Annotated in this window: 15 protein-coding genes; 8 read left to right on the top strand and 7 right to left on the bottom strand. The window is 64.8% G+C overall.

Annotated features, from left to right (window positions below; translation table 11 throughout):
- Positions 1-703 (bottom strand): NAD(P)H-hydrate epimerase (locus MXAZACID_RS07660; RefSeq protein WP_240376557.1); only part of this gene is annotated, 703 nt, incomplete at its 3' end.
- Positions 704-731: 28 nt separating this feature from the next.
- Here MXAZACID_RS07660 and parA point away from each other — a divergent pair.
- Entirely contained in the window at positions 732-1,361 is a 630-nt protein-coding gene (parA, locus tag MXAZACID_RS07655) for a ParA family partition ATPase (RefSeq protein WP_008493659.1), read from the top strand.
- A 283-nt stretch (positions 1,362-1,644) separates the two neighbouring features.
- On the opposite strand, the gene MXAZACID_RS07650 is transcribed toward parA, so the two are convergent.
- Positions 1,645-1,962 carry a YciI family protein gene (locus tag MXAZACID_RS07650; protein ID WP_008493658.1) on the bottom strand — a complete coding sequence of 106 codons (318 nt, stop codon included), beginning with the start codon at positions 1,960-1,962 and terminating at the stop codon, positions 1,645-1,647.
- A gap of 123 nt (positions 1,963-2,085) precedes the next feature.
- On the opposite strand from MXAZACID_RS07650, the gene MXAZACID_RS07645 reads away from it, so the two are divergent.
- Positions 2,086-2,931, top strand: coding sequence for a fumarylacetoacetate hydrolase family protein (locus tag MXAZACID_RS07645; RefSeq protein WP_008493657.1), 846 nt, complete (start codon positions 2,086-2,088; stop codon positions 2,929-2,931).
- Positions 2,932-2,934: 3 nt separating this feature from the next.
- On the top strand, positions 2,935-3,222 hold the full coding sequence (locus tag MXAZACID_RS07640; protein ID WP_008493656.1) for an antibiotic biosynthesis monooxygenase: 288 nt from the start codon (positions 2,935-2,937) through the stop codon (positions 3,220-3,222).
- Between the two features lie 126 nt (positions 3,223-3,348).
- Here the strand turns inward: MXAZACID_RS07640 and MXAZACID_RS07635 are convergent, their stop codons facing one another.
- From MXAZACID_RS07635 to MXAZACID_RS07620, 4 genes are read right to left on the bottom strand one after another with little or no spacing between them, the layout of a single operon-like run.
- Positions 3,349-4,608, bottom strand: coding sequence for a DUF4010 domain-containing protein (locus MXAZACID_RS07635; RefSeq protein WP_008493655.1), 1,260 nt, complete (start codon positions 4,606-4,608; stop codon positions 3,349-3,351).
- On the bottom strand, positions 4,605-5,786 hold the full coding sequence (gene metC, locus MXAZACID_RS07630; protein WP_008493652.1) for a cystathionine beta-lyase: 1,182 nt from the start codon (positions 5,784-5,786) through the stop codon (positions 4,605-4,607). The genes MXAZACID_RS07635 and metC overlap by 4 nt, the downstream gene beginning before the upstream one ends.
- Positions 5,787-6,620, bottom strand: coding sequence for a 3-mercaptopyruvate sulfurtransferase (gene sseA / locus MXAZACID_RS07625; RefSeq protein WP_008493650.1), 834 nt, complete (start codon positions 6,618-6,620; stop codon positions 5,787-5,789).
- Positions 6,620-7,501 (bottom strand): helix-turn-helix domain-containing protein, encoded by an 882-nt coding sequence (locus tag MXAZACID_RS07620; protein WP_008493649.1) that lies wholly within the window; start codon positions 7,499-7,501, stop codon positions 6,620-6,622. The genes sseA and MXAZACID_RS07620 overlap by 1 nt, the downstream gene beginning before the upstream one ends.
- Positions 7,502-7,690: 189 nt before the next feature.
- Between MXAZACID_RS07620 and MXAZACID_RS07615 the strand changes: the two genes are divergently transcribed.
- Both MXAZACID_RS07615 and MXAZACID_RS07610 read left to right on the top strand, forming a co-directional pair.
- A complete protein-coding gene (locus MXAZACID_RS07615) occupies positions 7,691-8,737 on the top strand; it encodes an AI-2E family transporter (protein ID WP_008493648.1) in 1,047 nt (348 codons plus the stop codon).
- Between the two features lie 49 nt (positions 8,738-8,786).
- On the top strand, positions 8,787-9,206 hold the full coding sequence (locus MXAZACID_RS07610) for a YraN family protein (RefSeq protein ID WP_008493647.1): 420 nt from the start codon (positions 8,787-8,789) through the stop codon (positions 9,204-9,206).
- Between the two features lie 257 nt (positions 9,207-9,463).
- Here MXAZACID_RS07610 and MXAZACID_RS07605 read toward each other — a convergent pair whose 3' ends face one another.
- Positions 9,464-10,840: a dipeptidase gene (locus tag MXAZACID_RS07605; RefSeq protein WP_008493646.1), complete on the bottom strand. Its 1,377-nt coding sequence runs from the start codon at positions 10,838-10,840 to the stop codon at positions 9,464-9,466.
- Positions 10,841-10,919: 79 nt separating this feature from the next.
- Between MXAZACID_RS07605 and cysS the strand changes: the two genes are divergently transcribed.
- From cysS to MXAZACID_RS07590, 3 genes are all read left to right on the top strand, one after another.
- Positions 10,920-12,272, top strand: coding sequence for a cysteine--tRNA ligase (cysS, locus tag MXAZACID_RS07600; protein WP_008493645.1), 1,353 nt, complete (start codon positions 10,920-10,922; stop codon positions 12,270-12,272).
- On the top strand, positions 12,272-13,039 hold the full coding sequence (locus tag MXAZACID_RS07595; RefSeq protein WP_008493643.1) for an RNA methyltransferase: 768 nt from the start codon (positions 12,272-12,274) through the stop codon (positions 13,037-13,039). The genes cysS and MXAZACID_RS07595 overlap by 1 nt, the downstream gene beginning before the upstream one ends.
- Positions 13,040-13,215: 176 nt before the next feature.
- Positions 13,216-14,178 (top strand): aldo/keto reductase, encoded by a 963-nt coding sequence (locus MXAZACID_RS07590; RefSeq protein ID WP_008493642.1) that lies wholly within the window; start codon positions 13,216-13,218, stop codon positions 14,176-14,178.
- The last annotated feature ends 95 nt before the right edge of the window (positions 14,179-14,273 follow it).

The following is a 14,273-nucleotide window of genomic DNA, read 5'->3' as shown; positions in this document are numbered from 1 at the left end:
CCGCCAGCCGCGCCGCCCCCGGCAGGGTCCCGGAGAGGAGGGTGACCTCGCCGCTGCCATATTTATGGCCGGTGGGCGCGCGCGGAGGCAGGGTGAACAGGGCCGGGCTGTTCTCCCAGCAGCGTGGCGCGAGGCCGGCAATGATCTCGTCCGGCATGCCGATATCGCGCAACAGCACCTCCCCGCACAGGCCGCGCCCCGGATAGAGCAGATGGCCAGGCTTCTTGCGCACGAAGGTGACGGTGAATTCGGCCTGCGGCGCGAAGCCGCGCACCTGGCCGGTGGCGCCGTCCAGCCCGGACGGCACATCGATGGCGACCAGCCGTTTCGCGGTGCGCAGCAGGGCGGTGCAATGCGCATCCAGATCCCGCGACAACCCGGCGCCGAACAAGGCATCGATGACCAGCCCGGCGCGGGCGACATTGTCCAGCGTCGCCTCGCCGGGGGATTTGACCCGCACATGCCAGCCGGCCCGCGCCAAATAGGAGGCGGCGACATGGCCATCACCGCCATTCCTGCCCGGCCCGGCCAGCACCAGCGTGCGCGTGGGGCGGATGCGTTGCAGGATGGCGCGCGCCACCGCCCGCCCGGCCGCCTGCATCAGCGCCGCGCCGTCTCCAGCCTGGGCGTCGGCCGCGCCCATCTCCGCCGGGGTCAGCAACGCACCCGCAAAATTCTCTGGCCGTTCAAACGAATATGCCATTTACTCCACCTGAGGCAGGAGGCTTTAGATGGGACAGATTATCGCGGTTGCACAGCAAAAAGGCGGTGCCGGCAAGACCATGATCGCGGCACAGTTCGGCGCCGCCCTGGCCGAGCAAGGGCGGGTGGCGCTGCTGGATATCGATCCGCAAGGCAGCCTGACCGCCTGGGGCCGGCTGCGGGAGGGCGCGGCGAAGGCCAATCCCGGCCTGGAGGTGATCGCCGTGTCCGGCTGGCGGCTGGCGAATGAGCTGGAGAAGCTCAAATCCAGCCATGATTACGTGCTGGTGGATACCCCGCCAGTGATCGACAGCGATGCCAGGCGGGCGATTCGCGGCGCGGATCTGGTGCTGGTGCCGATGAACCCGGCCCCGCCCGATCTCTGGGCGGCGGAGGGGACGTTGAAGCTGGCGGCGGAAGAGCGACGCCCGGCTGCACTTTTGTTCAACCGCGCCCCCGCCGCCTCGAAATTGCGCAAGCGGCTGGAGGCGGAGATCGCGGCGCGGCGGCTGACCCTGTTGCCGGTGGCGCTGGCCAACCGCGCCGGCTACGCCAACGCTTTTGCCGACGGGCTGGGCGTGACCGAAGCCGGTGCCACCACCCAGGCGGCCGAGGAGGTGCGCGCGGCGGTGCAGGCTCTGCGTGCGCTTCTTGGCTGATTTGTTACCGGAGAGCGGCATGAAAGAAAATTCTTGTTAACGCTGTTATCCTGCAAAAAACAGCATCTCAGGGGTTGTCAGCCTGCCTTTTTTCCGCCATGAAAGCCGCCGTGGCACATAACCGTCATCAAAATGCTCCGAAACGGAGCAGATTGCTGAACGGGGCAGTCAATGCCAGCCGCCAAGTTTAGGGAGCCAAGAAACGTAGGCATCGAATCAGATGCTAAAGGCCGGTCTCTTATGGAGACCGGCCTTTTTTAATGAAATATAATGCAAGCCCGCCTCAGGGCATGGGCAGGTCCCGGCCCGGGGAGCGGCGGCGATAAAAGCGGGTCACGCTCACCTCACCCCACACATTTTCACGGGTGAACGGATCATCCTGCACGAATTTGTCGATCGCCTCGCGGTTCTCCGCCTCCAGCAGCAGCAGCGAGCCGATCATCTGCTCGCCATCGTCGGTCTGCAGCGGGCCGGACATGATGACGCTGACCTTGCCGATTTCGTCCTGCTCCTCCAGGAAAGCCCGATGGGCGGCGTAATGCTCCAGCCGGAGATCCAAGGCATCCGGGCGGTCCTTGGCGTGAAGAATGAACATCGGCATGGTATTGGCGACCCCTCCAGATCTGTTCGCGCATGGTTAGTATGAAACCAGTGTCTTGACACGCCGCATGTTCGCCACCCAGCTTTGTGTTGAACGCTGACGGCTGAAAGAAAGGATAAACGAATGAAATTGCTGCGCTATGGGGATGAAGGCCAGGAGAAATGGGGTATTCTCGACGGGCAGGGGCAGATCCGCACGTTGGAGGACGCGCTGATCCATGTCACCGGCGAGGAGATGACGCTGGACTGGCTGGCACAATTGCAGAAGCTGGAGCCGGAGACGCTGCCGATTCTGAAGGCGGAACATCGCATCGGCGCCTGCATTCCGCGGCCGCGGAATTTTGTCTGTATCGGGCTGAATTATGCCGACCATGCCGCCGAGACCGGCGCCAAGGCGCCGAAGGAGCCGATCGTGTTCCTGAAATCCCTCTCCGCTTTCTGCGGGCCGTATGATGATGTGATCATCCCACCCGGCTCCGAGAAGACTGACTGGGAAATTGAGCTGGGGGTGGTGATCGGCGCCAAGGCGTCGCGCGTCTCAGAGGCGGCGGCGCTGGATTATGTCGCCGGCTATGCGGTGGTGAATGATGTCAGCGAGCGGCACTGGCAGACCGAGCGCGGCGGCAGCTGGGACAAGGGCAAGGGGGCGGATCATTTCGGCCCGGTCGGCCCCTGGCTGGTGACCAAGGATGAGGTCGCCGACCCGCAGAAGCTGAAGCTGTTCTGCGAGGTGGACGGGCGGATGATGCAGGACGGGACCACCGCGAACATGATCTTCGGGGTGAAGACGCTGGTGTCCTACGTCTCGCAGTTCATCACGCTGTATCCGGGCGATATCATCGCCACCGGCACCCCGGCGGGCGTGGGGATGGGCCAGAAACCCAACCCGATCTTCCTGCGGCCGGGCCAGAGCCTGCGGCTGGGCGTGGAGGGGCTGGGCGAGCAGCGCTCGAAGACGGTGGGAGGCTGAGAGATGGTCACTGAATTCGCGGATATTCTGGTCAAGCCCGGGATGGAGCAAGATTTCATCGCGGGGGCGCAGAAGAGCAAGCCGCTCTTCCTGGCTTCAAAGGGCTGCCATGGCATGAGCGTGCAGCGCCTGGTGGAGGAGCCGACGCGTTTCGTGCTGCTGGTGCAGTGGGAGAGTGTGGCGGCGCATGAGGCGTTCCGGGCCACGGAGGCGTTCACTCAGTGGCGGGCCAATGTCAGCGCCTGCTTCGAGAAGCCGCCGCAGGTCTGGCATGGGGAAGTGGTGATTTAAAAAGTTTTTGGGGTGCAGCCCTTTTTTCAAAAAGGGCTGCAAAAGGTTTGGGGTGGTGACGACGCCAGTGCGACCGCCCCGAACGGTTTCGCCGCTTTTTTGAAAAAAAGCGGCACCGAAAAACTTTTATGACAAAGCGAGTCCAAACGAGATCGCCGCCGCCGCGCATAGCCACAGAGCGGCGGGCAGCATCGCGCGGTTGCGGGAAAACCCCAGCGCGTAGGCCGCCTTCAGCAGATTATTGCTGGCGCTGGCAATCAGGATGGCCGCCGTCACCGCTTGCGGGCTGACCGCGAATTTGCCGTCCAGCAGTGAGAGGATGAACGGGTCGATATCCGAAAACCCGACCGCGAAGCTCAGCACATGCAGCCCTGAGGCGCCAAAGCGCGTGGTGACCAGCTGGGTGATGAAGGCGAACAGCACGAACAGCCCGGCGAAGAGAAATGCCACCGGCAGATCCAGCGGGTTGGCGCTCACCGCCGGATGGGCTTGCGTGCTGGCGCCGCGCGCCCGCCAGGCCAGCACCCCGGCCAGCGCCAGCGAGGCGGCGAACAGCCCGCCAAAGGGCAGCGCCAGCGCCAGGGCCGCCTGCACATGGCCGAGCAGCGCGATCAAGGCCAGCAGCCGCGCATACATCATCGCGGTGGCGAGAATAACGGCCGCGGGGGCAAAGCCGGCATCCTCCGGCGTGGCGCGCAGCCCGCGCGCCAGCACCAGCGTGGCGGCGGTGGAGGAATAGAGCCCGCCCAGCAGCCCGGTGAGCAGCGTGCCGGCGCGCGGCACCAGATAGCGATGCGCCAGATAGCCGAGATAGGAGATCCCGGAGATCACCAGCACCGCCATCCAGATCTTGGTCCAGCCGATGCCGGGCAGATAAGGCAGGTCGGTGGCCGGCAGCAGCGGGTAGATCAGCCCGGCCAGCACCAGGAATTTCGCCAGCGTGACGCCTTCTTCCGGGGGGAAGGCATCCGAGAAGCGGCGGATGCGCGCCTGTTCGCCCAGTGCCAGCAGCACCAGCACGGCAAGCGCGGCCAGCAGCGCCAACGGGGCGGTGAGCGCCAGCGGCCCCAGGCTGTAGGCGATGAGCCCGACCACGCTGGGCACCAGCGAGCCATCGCCGCCTTGCACGCGCTTGCGGTAATCCAGCAGCAGCGCCAGCCCCAGCACCGCAAGCCCAACGCAGAACGGCGCCACCGGGGCGATCACCCAGAGCACGAAGCCCAGCACCGCGATGAGGGTGATGGTGCGGGTGGTGCCAAAGCCTTCGGCTTCCGGCGCCAAGGCCCCGGCGCCGCGCCGCCGGTAGGCGTGCAACTCCAGCCCGATGATAAAGGCCAGCCCCGCCGTGCCGAGAAACCCTGACAGCAGAGGCGGCAGCGGGCTCATGTGCGTCTGAGCGCCGCCAGGCCTTGTTCGAGATCGGCAATCAGATCCTCGACGCTCTCCAGCCCGATCTGGAAGCGCGCCGCCTCACCCTCGAACCTGCCGGTGCCGGCGGAGCGGCGGATGGTGCCGGTGGTGGGCAGCACCAGGCTCTCAAACCCGCCCCAGCTGGCGCCGATGCCGAACATGGTCAGCGCGTCGATCATCCGCACCACATCCTCGGCGGAATAGGCGGGCTGGAAGACGACGCCGAACAGGCCGCAGGCGCCGGTGAAGTCGCGCTTGAAAATCTCATGGCCGGGGCAGGAGGGCAGGGCCGGATGCAGCACGCGGGCCACCTCCGGGCGGGCCGCGAACCAGTTGGCGATCTCCAGCCCGGCCGTTTCCGCCGCCTTCAGCCGCAGATGCAGCGTGCGCAGGCCGCGCAGCGCCAGCCAGCAATCATCCGGGCTGGCGTAATTGCCCAGCTCCAGCGAGCCCAGACGCAGCCAGCGCCAATCCTCTTCCGAATTGACCACGACGCCGCCGAGAATAATGTCCGAATGGCCGCCGACATATTTGGTCAGCGCGTGGATGGAGACATCCACCCCGTGCTCGAACGGGGCGAAATGCAGCAGCCCCCAGGTATTGTCGAGAAACACCTTGGCGCCGTGCGCGTGGGCGACCTTGGCCAAAGCCGGGATGTCCTGCACCTCGAACGTATGGCTGCCGGGGCTTTCGGTGAACAGCACCCGGGTATTGGTCTGGAACAGGGCCTCCAGCGCCGCCGGGGTGATCATCGGGTCGTAGTAGGTGGTCTCCACCCCGAAGCGCTTCAGCAGCGAATCGCAGAAGCTGCGGGTGGGGCCGTAGACGGAATCCGGCACCAGAATATGTTCGCCGGTTTTCAGATAGGCCAGCAGCGGCACGGTGATGGCGGAGAGGCCGCTGGCGGTGACCTGGGCGCGGGTGCCGCCCTCGATCTCGGCCAGGGCGGCTTCCAGGGCGAAATGGGTGTCGCTGCCCATCACCCCGTAATTTTCCACCGGCTCGAAGGCGGCGCGCTGGCCGACCTCTTTTTTCGCCGCGATGCTCTTATGCAGCACGGTGGAGCCGCGCTTCAGCGGCGGGTTGACGAAGCCATAGTGGCGCACCGGGGCGCGGCCGGCCTGGACCAGGGCGGTTTCGATCTTGCGTGCCATTCAGACCTCGATCGGCGTGTCGGACTGCCCGCCCCATTCGGACCAGGAGCCGTCATAAATCGCGGCTTCCGGCAGCCCGGCTTGCACCAGCCCGAGGGCCAGCACGCAGGCGGTGACACCCGAGCCGCAGGAGGCGATGAGCGGTTTGGTGCCGTCCACCCCGGCCTTGGCGAAAATCGCGCGCAACGCCTCCGGGGACCGGTATTGGCCGTTTTCCAGCAGATCGCCAAAGGGCAAGGAGCGCGCGCCGGGGATATGGCCGCCGCGCATGCCGGCACGTGGCTCCGGCACCTCGGCGCGAAAGCGCGCCCCGGCCCGGGCATCCAGCATCAAGGCCGCGTTGGTTTCGAGATTGGCGCGCATATCGGCGAGGCTGCGCACCATCTGCGGCCGGAACGCCGGGATGAACTGGCCGGCCAGGGCGGGGCCGGGCGCGCCGGTTTCGGTGATGCCGCCGGCGGCGATCCAGCCCGGCAGCCCGCCATCCAGCACCTGCACATTGTCGTGGCCGAAGACGCGCAGCATCCACCACAGGCGCGGGGCGGAGAAAATGCCGCGCTGGTCATAGACGATGATGCGGGTGGTGTTGCTGATGCCGAGATCCTGCATCGCCGTGGCGAATGCCTCCGGCGTGGGGAGCATGTGAGGTAGGCCTGAGGCGTGATCGGCCACCGCGTCGATATCGAAAAATCGGGCGCCGGGGAGATGCGCCTGGCGGAAATTCGCGGCGCCGTCCTGGCCTTCAGTCGGCAGGAAATAGGTCGCATCCAGAATGGCCAGATCCGGCTGGCCGAGCGCGGCCAGCAGCTCTGCGGGCCGCAGCAGCGGGCTCATCAGCCGCGCACCGCGGCGATCAGCTCACGCACCCGTGCGGCCGCGGTCGCGCCCTTCACCGCCTCGCGCCAGGTCAGCTCGGAGACGCGCTGATGCGCGGCCACGGCATCCTCGGCGCTGGTGATCATCGCCACCCCCGATTGCAGGTTGGGCGGTGCGTCCGCCGGGAACGGGTTGATGGCGAGCGAGGCGCGCTCACGCGAGCGCAGCAGCACGAACGGGCCATTCGGCTCGCCCTGCGCCATCAGCCCGAGCTGCAGGCCGATCGGCTCGCTTTCCATCAGATTGGCCATCAGCTCCATCTCCCGGATCGCCGCTTCGCGCGCCAGCACACGCAGCCGGTCGGAGACGCGCGCCGCCGGGGCGATGCCCTCGGCCAGGAATTTCTGGATCGCCGCATTGGTGAAGATGCCGATGATCGAGGGCTTGCGGGCCTGGTACATTTGCTTGCGGGCGATCAGCACGCCCATCAGCTGCTCGGCGGCGGCGCGGGCGGCGTGCTTGTCGGCCCCCATCGATTCGGCGTGCTCGTCGAGCATCTGGGAGAGAATCGCGTCGAAATGATCGGAGGTAATCAAGTAGCAGACCGCGCCGAAGACCTGCAGGATCTGGTCGGCGGTTTCCTCGATCTGGCGCAGCCGCTCAGTATAGCCGACCGGCTTGGAATAATATTCGACGCCGATGCCAAGCAGCGTCAGCGGCGAGATTTTCAGCAATTCCGCCAGACGGTTGACGGTATCGAGCTTGATGACCTCGCCTTTTTCATAACGGTAGAGGGCGGCGCGGGAGACGCCGAGCCGGGCGGAAATCTCCTCCGCCTTCAGGCCGGATTCCATTCGATAGGCCCGCAATTGCTGGCCGATTTCATTGAAACGCATCATGACGTGCCATCCCCAACAGGCGCTGTACCTTCCCAACTTCCTGGAAAAAATCTCATAAATCAAGACCGAGTAGCGGATATTTTCCTAACCGGTACAAATTCCGAAATGTGAAGACGCTTTTTTGGCTGTGAGATTCGTCCCAGTTCCCGCAGGCTTGCGCGTTTTCCGGAAGCCCGGCACACAGATCCCATGAGACATGACCGGCTGATCCTGCTTGCCCTGGCGATTGCGCTGGGGCTTGGCTGTGCCTTGATCTTGCTGCCTTTTCTGCCGGCGATGCTGTGGGCGGGGATCCTGGTCTTCTGCCTTTGGCCGATCTACACGAAAGGCTGCGTGTATGTCAGGCCGGTTCTCACGGCAGGGTTGATTACGCTGGTGGTGGCGGTGCTGCTGCTGGTGCCGCTGGTGCATCTGGCCATGGTGGCGGCGAAAGAGGCGCGTGTCAGCCAGGGCTGGGTGGCGGATGCCCTGCAGAACGGTCTGCCGCCGGCGCCGCCCTTCATGCAGAAAATTCCGGTCATTGGCGGTTTCCTGGCGGATTTCTGGAATAATTCCGCGGACGATCTCGGCGGGGTGGTCAGCTCCGCGCGGCCGGTGATCGGCACGGTGGCGCATACCGGGATCCAGCTGCTGTTTCATGTCACCCATGGGCTCGTGGAAACCGTGGTGGCGCTGCTGTTCACCTTTCTGTTCTTTGTCTCGGGCGCGCAGATGATCGAGCGGATCCGGCTGGTGCTGGTGCGGGTAATTGAGCCGGTGATGTTGACCGAGCTGATTACGCTGGTGGCGGCGACCGTGCGGGGCGTGGTGTTCGGGATTCTGGGCACGGCGGCGTTTCAGGGAATATTATACGCGATCGGGTTCGAGGTGGCGCGGGCGCCGCAGGCGCTGGTGCTGGCGGTGTTCGCGGGGCTGATCTCGATTGTCCCGGCCGGGGCGGTGCTCGTTTATGTGCCGCTTTGCTTGTATATGATCGCGGCCGGGCATCCTGTCGCGGGGATTTTGCTGGCGATTTATTGTTTCGTCGTCGTCGGCGGGGCGGATTCCGTGCTGCGGCCCTGGCTGATCGCCCGTGGCGCGGCGCTGCCTTATGCGGTGACATTGATCGGCGTGCTCGGCGGCGCGCTGGCCTTCGGCGCGCTGGGTATCTTTCTGGGGCCAGTGCTGCTGGCGCTGGGCATCGCCATGGCGGAACAGTTCGCCCGGCAGCCGCGCGGGACGTGGCGGCAGCCCTGAGAGGGCGGAAATTAGGAAAAAATTAATTAATTTGTGGTGTACTGCGGATATGAGACTGCAGACGGACCAGATTTGCCCGCTTGTTCCGGTTTTTCCTGCCCATGCGCGCGGGCGGGCGGGACGGCGCGCGGCCGAAACGCAGGGGCGGCGGGCGGAGGATGAGGTCGCGGCGATGTTGCGCCGGCGGGGCTATGAGATTTTGGCGATGCGGCTGAAGACCGCCGGCGGGGAGATCGATATCGTCGCCGCGGATGCAGGTTGTCTGATCTTTGTCGAGGTGAAGGCGCGGCCCAGCCTGTCCGAGGCGGCTTACGCGCTCTCGGCCCGGCAGCAGGCGCGGCTGATCCAGGCGGCCTCGATTGCTTTGGCGAACAACCCTGGCTGGGCGCGGGAGGCGATGCGCTTCGATGCGGCCTTGGTTGTGCCGGGCGGCATTGAGATCATCGAGGATGCGATCCGGCTGAACTGAAGCGGCTCGCGCGCCGGGGCAGAGCAATATCCGATCAAACGGACTCGTTTGGTCGGATAAAGTTGCTGGCTCGAACAAAAAGCGAGAGCAATATGTGTTTAGGTTGACGCGCCAGCGTCAAGATAAACACATGAAATTGCTCGCTAAAATAAAACATAGAGCATCAAGCTAAAAGCTTGATGCTTTATAGCGTGTTCCGTGCACCAACGTGAACGGAATACGCTCTGGAGCCGCTTCAGGGCCAAGGCGCGATGCGTTCAGCCGGCGAAGGCGGCGAGCAGCCTGGCATGGGCGCGGGTGCCGCGATGGAAGCAGGCCAGCTCGAATTTCTCGTTCGGTGAATGGATGCAATCATCATCCAGCCCGAAGCCGGCGAGCAGCGTGTCCAGCCCGAGGATGGTTTTGAAGGCTTCCACCACCGGGATCGAAGCGCCGGAGCCGATCAGGGCGGGTTGGATGCCATATTCGGCCTGCAGCGCCGCCTGGGCGGCTTTCAGGAAGGGGGCGTTCGGGTCTAGGCTGTAGCCGGGGGCGGCGCCGCCCCGGGTGAACTCTGCCCGTGCATCTTTGGGCAGGCGGTCCGTGACGAAGCGTTCGAAAGCATCGAGCACCTTCACCGGGTCCTGGCCGGCGACCAGGCGGAAGGTGAGCTTGGCGGTGGCGTGGGCGGGGATCACCGTTTTGCTGCCATCGCCCTGATAGCCGCCATAAATGCCGTTCAGCTCCGCTGTCGGCCGGGCCCAGAGCTGGGCCAGGGGAATTTGGTCGGCCTCGCCCGCCGGCTGGTGCAGCCCGACATCGCCGAGGAAGGCATTCACATCGAAGCCCAGTCCGGCCCAGGCGGCTTCCTGTGCGGCGGAGACGGGGGCGATATTGTCGTAGAAGCCCGGCAGCTGGATGCGGCCCTGATCGTCCTTCAACTGGCCCAGAATATGGGTGAGGGCGAAGATCGGGTTCAGGGCGATGCCGCCGAACAGGCCGGAATGCAGATCTCGCGAGGGGCCATGCAGCCGCACATCGATCGCCGCCAGGCCGCGCAGGCTGGCGGTGATGGCGGGGGTTTCGAAATTCCACATATTGGTGTCGGCGACCAGCACGAAATCGGCGCGCAGATTGTCGCGCTCATTGGTCAGCAGCTCGGCCAGAGAGGGGCTGCCATTTTCCTCCTCGCCCTCCAGCAGCACGGTCAGGCGCACCGGCAGCTTGCCGTTGACCGCCAGATGCGCGCGCACCGCTTCCAGGAAGCTGACCACCTGGCCCTTATCGTCCACCGCCCCGCGCGCGACGATGCGCGGGCCGCGCGGGCCTTCGACCAGCTGCGGGTCGAACGGGTCGGAATTCCACAGCTCCAGCGGGTCAGCGGGCTGCACATCGTAATGGCCATAGAACAGCACATGCGGGGCATCCGGCCCGGCGGAAAAGTTGTGCGCGATGACGCCGGGATGGCCCCTGGTCTCCGACAGCCTCGCCTCGAAGCCCATGCCGGCCAGGGTTTCGCGCGCCCATTCGGCGGCTTTGCGGCAATCTCCGGCATGGGCCGGCTGGGCGCTGATGGAGGGGATGCGCAGGAAGGCGAACAGCCGCTCCAGCGAGGCGGGCAGGGCGGTATCGACCGCGTGCAGGATCTTTTCCATGGCCGTCATCAGAGACCCCGGGGGAGAAAAAATCAATGCGGCTTGATTTGGCGGCAAAACCCGCCAAAAGAGCCGCATCATGTCGCATCTCAGCCTCTATAATACCCGCACGCGCGCCAAAGAGCCCTTCATGCCGATCGACCCGGCCAATGTGCGGGCCTATCTGTGCGGCCCGACGGTCTATGACCGCGCCCATATCGGCAATGCCCGCAATGTGGTGATTTTCGACGTGCTGATCCGGCTGCTGCGCCGGATCTATCCCAAGGTAACCTATGTCCGGAACATCACGGACGTGGACGACAAGATCAATCTCCGCGCCAAGGAGCGTGGGGTTTCCATTGCCGAGGTCACGGAGGGGCCGATCCGCTGGTATCATGAGGATATGGCGGCGCTGAATGCGCTCCCCCCCGATATCGAGCCCCGCGCGACGGAACACATGGCCGAGATCATCATGATCATCGAGAAGCTGATCCAGAATGGCCATGCTTATGAGGCGGAGGGGCATGTGCTGTTTTCCGTCGCCTCCGACCTGAATTACGGCAAATTCTCCGGCCGCACGCCTGATGAGCTGATCGCCGGGGCGCGGGTGGATGTGGCGCCCTATAAGCGCGAGGCGGGGGATTTCGTGCTCTGGAAGCCCTCCACCCCGGATCTGCCGGGCTGGGAGAGCCCCTGGGGCTTCGGGCGGCCGGGCTGGCATATTGAGTGCTCGGCGATGTCCTGGAAGCATCTGGGCGAGACTTTCGACATTCACGGCGGCGGCGATGATCTGATCTTCCCGCATCATGAGAACGAGATCGCCCAGAGCTGCTGCGCCTTCCCTGGTTCGACCTTCGCCAATGTGTGGGTGCATAACCGCATGCTGCTGGTGAATGGCGAGAAGATGAGCAAGTCGCTCGGCAATTTCCTCGTCCTGCATGAGGTTCTGGAAAAGGCGCCGGGCGAGGCGGTGCGGTTTCTGTTGATGCGCAGCCATTACCGCTCGACGCTGGATTTCTCCGATGCTGCCCTGGTTGAAGCGCGCAAGGAGCTGGACCGGTTCTACCGCGCCATCCAGCTCCACCCGAACGCCCGTGAGCGCAAAGTGCCGCTGCATCTGGTCTGGGACGCGCTGCTGGATGATCTGAACACGCCTGGCGCCATCGCTGCCCTACATAAATATGCGGATCTGGCCTTTGCCGGGAATGAGGTCGGGGCGGTGGCGTTGAAGGCGGCGGGCGAGCTGCTCGGGCTGTTCGCGCTGAGCCCGGATGAATGGTTCCGGGGTGGTATCGATGAAAGCGCTATCGAGGGGCTGGTGGCGCAGCGCGTGCTGGCGCGCATCGCCAAGGATTTCGCTGAGTCCGACCGCATCCGCGATCTGCTGCTCAGCGAACATGGCGTGATCATCGAGGACGGGCCGAAGAATACTTACACACTCAGGAAGGCCTGATGACCGGGCGTAGCGGCGGGGCGGAGCTGAGCCCCATCGAGCCGTCGCCGGTGGTGATTCTGGTGCGTCCGCAGATGGCCGAGAATATCGGCGCGGTGGCGCGGGCGATGGGCAATGGCGGGCTGTTCCATTTGCGCATCGTCGCCCCGCGCGATGGCTGGCCGCTGCCGCGCGCCTGGATCACGGGCTCGGGCGCGCATCGCATCCTGGATAACGTTCAGGTGTTCGAGAGTGTAAGCGAGGCGGTGGCGGATCTGCACCGCGTCTTCGCCACCTGCCCGCGCCCGCGCCATATCATCAAGCCGGTGCTCACCGCGCGCGGCGGGGCGAATGAGATCGTTGCCATCGGGGCGCGGGGGCTGAAGGCCGGCATCTTGTTCGGGCCGGAGCGCACCGGGCTGGATAATGACGATATCGCCCATGCGGACAGCTTGATCCGCTACGATCTCAACCCGGATTTCATGTCCCTCAACCTCGCCCAGGCGGTGATGGTGATGGGCTATGAATGGTGGCTGGCGCGCAGCCCCGAGCAGCCGCCGCGTGAGCTGCAGGTGAATGAAACCGCGCCCGCGACCAAGGGGGAGCTGGATAATTTCATGGCGCATCTGGTGCGCGCCTGTGATGAGTGCGGGTTCTTGCGCAATGAGCAGAAGCGCCCCGGCATGGTGCGCAATCTGCGGCATTTCTTCACCCGTGGCGAGGTGACGCGCCAGGAGTTGAATACGCTGCACGGGATTATCTCGGAATTGCGGCGCGGGCCGCGCTGAGCCATATCTGCGCGGAAATCCTGATCCAGCCGCATAAAGTCGATTTCGAAACAGAAACGCCTGGGGCTGCGCCAGCGCGTCTCGTCTCTGTGGTCGGAGGCTGACAAACACAAGGCTGGCCGGTTGCGCCCGCGCACCTGCCTCCCCATATGCGCGCCGTTCAGGAGATTAACCGGATGAAATACAAGCAGCTGGGCCGTACCGGCCTTTACGTGTCTGAAATCTGCCTCGGCACCATGACCTTCGGCGGCAATGAGAATGCCGGGTTCTGGAAAGCCATCGGCGCGCTGCGCCAGGAGGAGGTGGATGGCATCGTCGGCACCGCGCTGTCGGCCGGGGTCAATTTCATCGACACGGCGGATGTCTATTCCTTTGGCGAGTCGGAGCGTCTGCTCGGGCAGGCCTTGAAGAATCTCGGCACCAAGCGGTCGGACGTGGTGATTGCCAGCAAGGTTTATGGCGAGATGGGGCCGGGGGTGAATGAGCGCGGGGCCTCGCGCGGGCATATCATGGATGGGGTGAAGCAGAGCCTGGAGCGGCTGCAGCTGGATTATCTCGATCTCTACCAGATCCACGCCAATGACCCGATCACCCCGATCGAGGAGACGCTGCGGGCGCTGGATGATCTGGTGAGCCAGGGGCTGGTGCGTTATGTCGGCGTGTCCAACTGGTCGGCCTGGAAGATCGCCAAGGCGCTGGGCGTGTCCGAGCGGCGTGGCTTTGCGCGGTTCGAGACGCTGCAGGCTTATTATTCCATTGCCGGGCGGGATCTGGAGCGCGAGATCGTGCCGCTGCTGAATGAGGAAGGGCTGGGGCTGATGGTCTGGTCGCCGCTGGCGGGGGGCTATCTTTCGGGCAAATACGGGCCGGGCGGCGAGAAGGAGAATGATTCCCGCCGGCTCTCCTTCGATTTCCCGCCGGTGGACAAGGACCGGGCGGATCGCTGCATCGAGGTGATGCGCGAGATTGGTGACGCGAATGCGGTTTCGGTGGCGCGGGTGGCGCTGGCCTGGCTGCTGGCGCAGAAACACGTGACCAGCGTGATCATCGGCGCGAAAAACACGCAGCAGCTGGAGGATAATCTGGCGGCGGCCGATTTGATGTTGACCGAACATGAGCTGGATAAGCTGGCGAGGTGAGCGCGCTGCCGCCGGAATATCCTGGCTGGATGATCGAGCGCCAGGCCCGCAACCGCGTGCCGCTGCCGTTCGAGCCGAAGGATAAGGAACTAAAA

The sequence above is a fragment of the Acidocella sp. MX-AZ02 genome, assembly GCF_000306035.1.
Classification (GTDB): domain Bacteria; phylum Pseudomonadota; class Alphaproteobacteria; order Acetobacterales; family Acetobacteraceae; genus Acidocella; species Acidocella facilis.
The sequence above is the reverse complement of the archived record's forward strand: the minus strand, read 5'-3'. Positions and strand labels throughout refer to the sequence as shown.

What these genes read in the sequence shown, in the direction of transcription:
- parA (WP_008493659.1), top strand. Translation starts at nt 732, where the DNA reads ATGGGACAGATTATCGCGGTTGCACAGCAAAAAGGCGGTGCCGGCAAG.
- MXAZACID_RS07650 (WP_008493658.1), bottom strand. Translation starts at nt 1,962, where the DNA reads ATGCCGATGTTCATTCTTCACGCCAAGGACCGCCCGGATGCCTTGGAT.
- MXAZACID_RS07645 (WP_008493657.1), top strand. Translation starts at nt 2,086, where the DNA reads ATGAAATTGCTGCGCTATGGGGATGAAGGCCAGGAGAAATGGGGTATT.
- MXAZACID_RS07640 (WP_008493656.1), top strand. Translation starts at nt 2,935, where the DNA reads ATGGTCACTGAATTCGCGGATATTCTGGTCAAGCCCGGGATGGAGCAA.
- MXAZACID_RS07635 (WP_008493655.1), bottom strand. Translation starts at nt 4,608, where the DNA reads ATGAGCCCGCTGCCGCCTCTGCTGTCAGGGTTTCTCGGCACGGCGGGG.
- metC (WP_008493652.1), bottom strand. Translation starts at nt 5,786, where the DNA reads ATGGCACGCAAGATCGAAACCGCCCTGGTCCAGGCCGGCCGCGCCCCG.
- sseA (WP_008493650.1), bottom strand. Translation starts at nt 6,620, where the DNA reads ATGAGCCCGCTGCTGCGGCCCGCAGAGCTGCTGGCCGCGCTCGGCCAG.
- MXAZACID_RS07620 (WP_008493649.1), bottom strand. Translation starts at nt 7,501, where the DNA reads ATGATGCGTTTCAATGAAATCGGCCAGCAATTGCGGGCCTATCGAATG.
- MXAZACID_RS07615 (WP_008493648.1), top strand. Translation starts at nt 7,691, where the DNA reads ATGAGACATGACCGGCTGATCCTGCTTGCCCTGGCGATTGCGCTGGGG.
- MXAZACID_RS07610 (WP_008493647.1), top strand. Translation starts at nt 8,787, where the DNA reads ATGAGACTGCAGACGGACCAGATTTGCCCGCTTGTTCCGGTTTTTCCT.
- MXAZACID_RS07605 (WP_008493646.1), bottom strand. Translation starts at nt 10,840, where the DNA reads ATGGAAAAGATCCTGCACGCGGTCGATACCGCCCTGCCCGCCTCGCTG.
- cysS (WP_008493645.1), top strand. Translation starts at nt 10,920, where the DNA reads ATGTCGCATCTCAGCCTCTATAATACCCGCACGCGCGCCAAAGAGCCC.
- MXAZACID_RS07595 (WP_008493643.1), top strand. Translation starts at nt 12,272, where the DNA reads ATGACCGGGCGTAGCGGCGGGGCGGAGCTGAGCCCCATCGAGCCGTCG.
- MXAZACID_RS07590 (WP_008493642.1), top strand. Translation starts at nt 13,216, where the DNA reads ATGAAATACAAGCAGCTGGGCCGTACCGGCCTTTACGTGTCTGAAATC.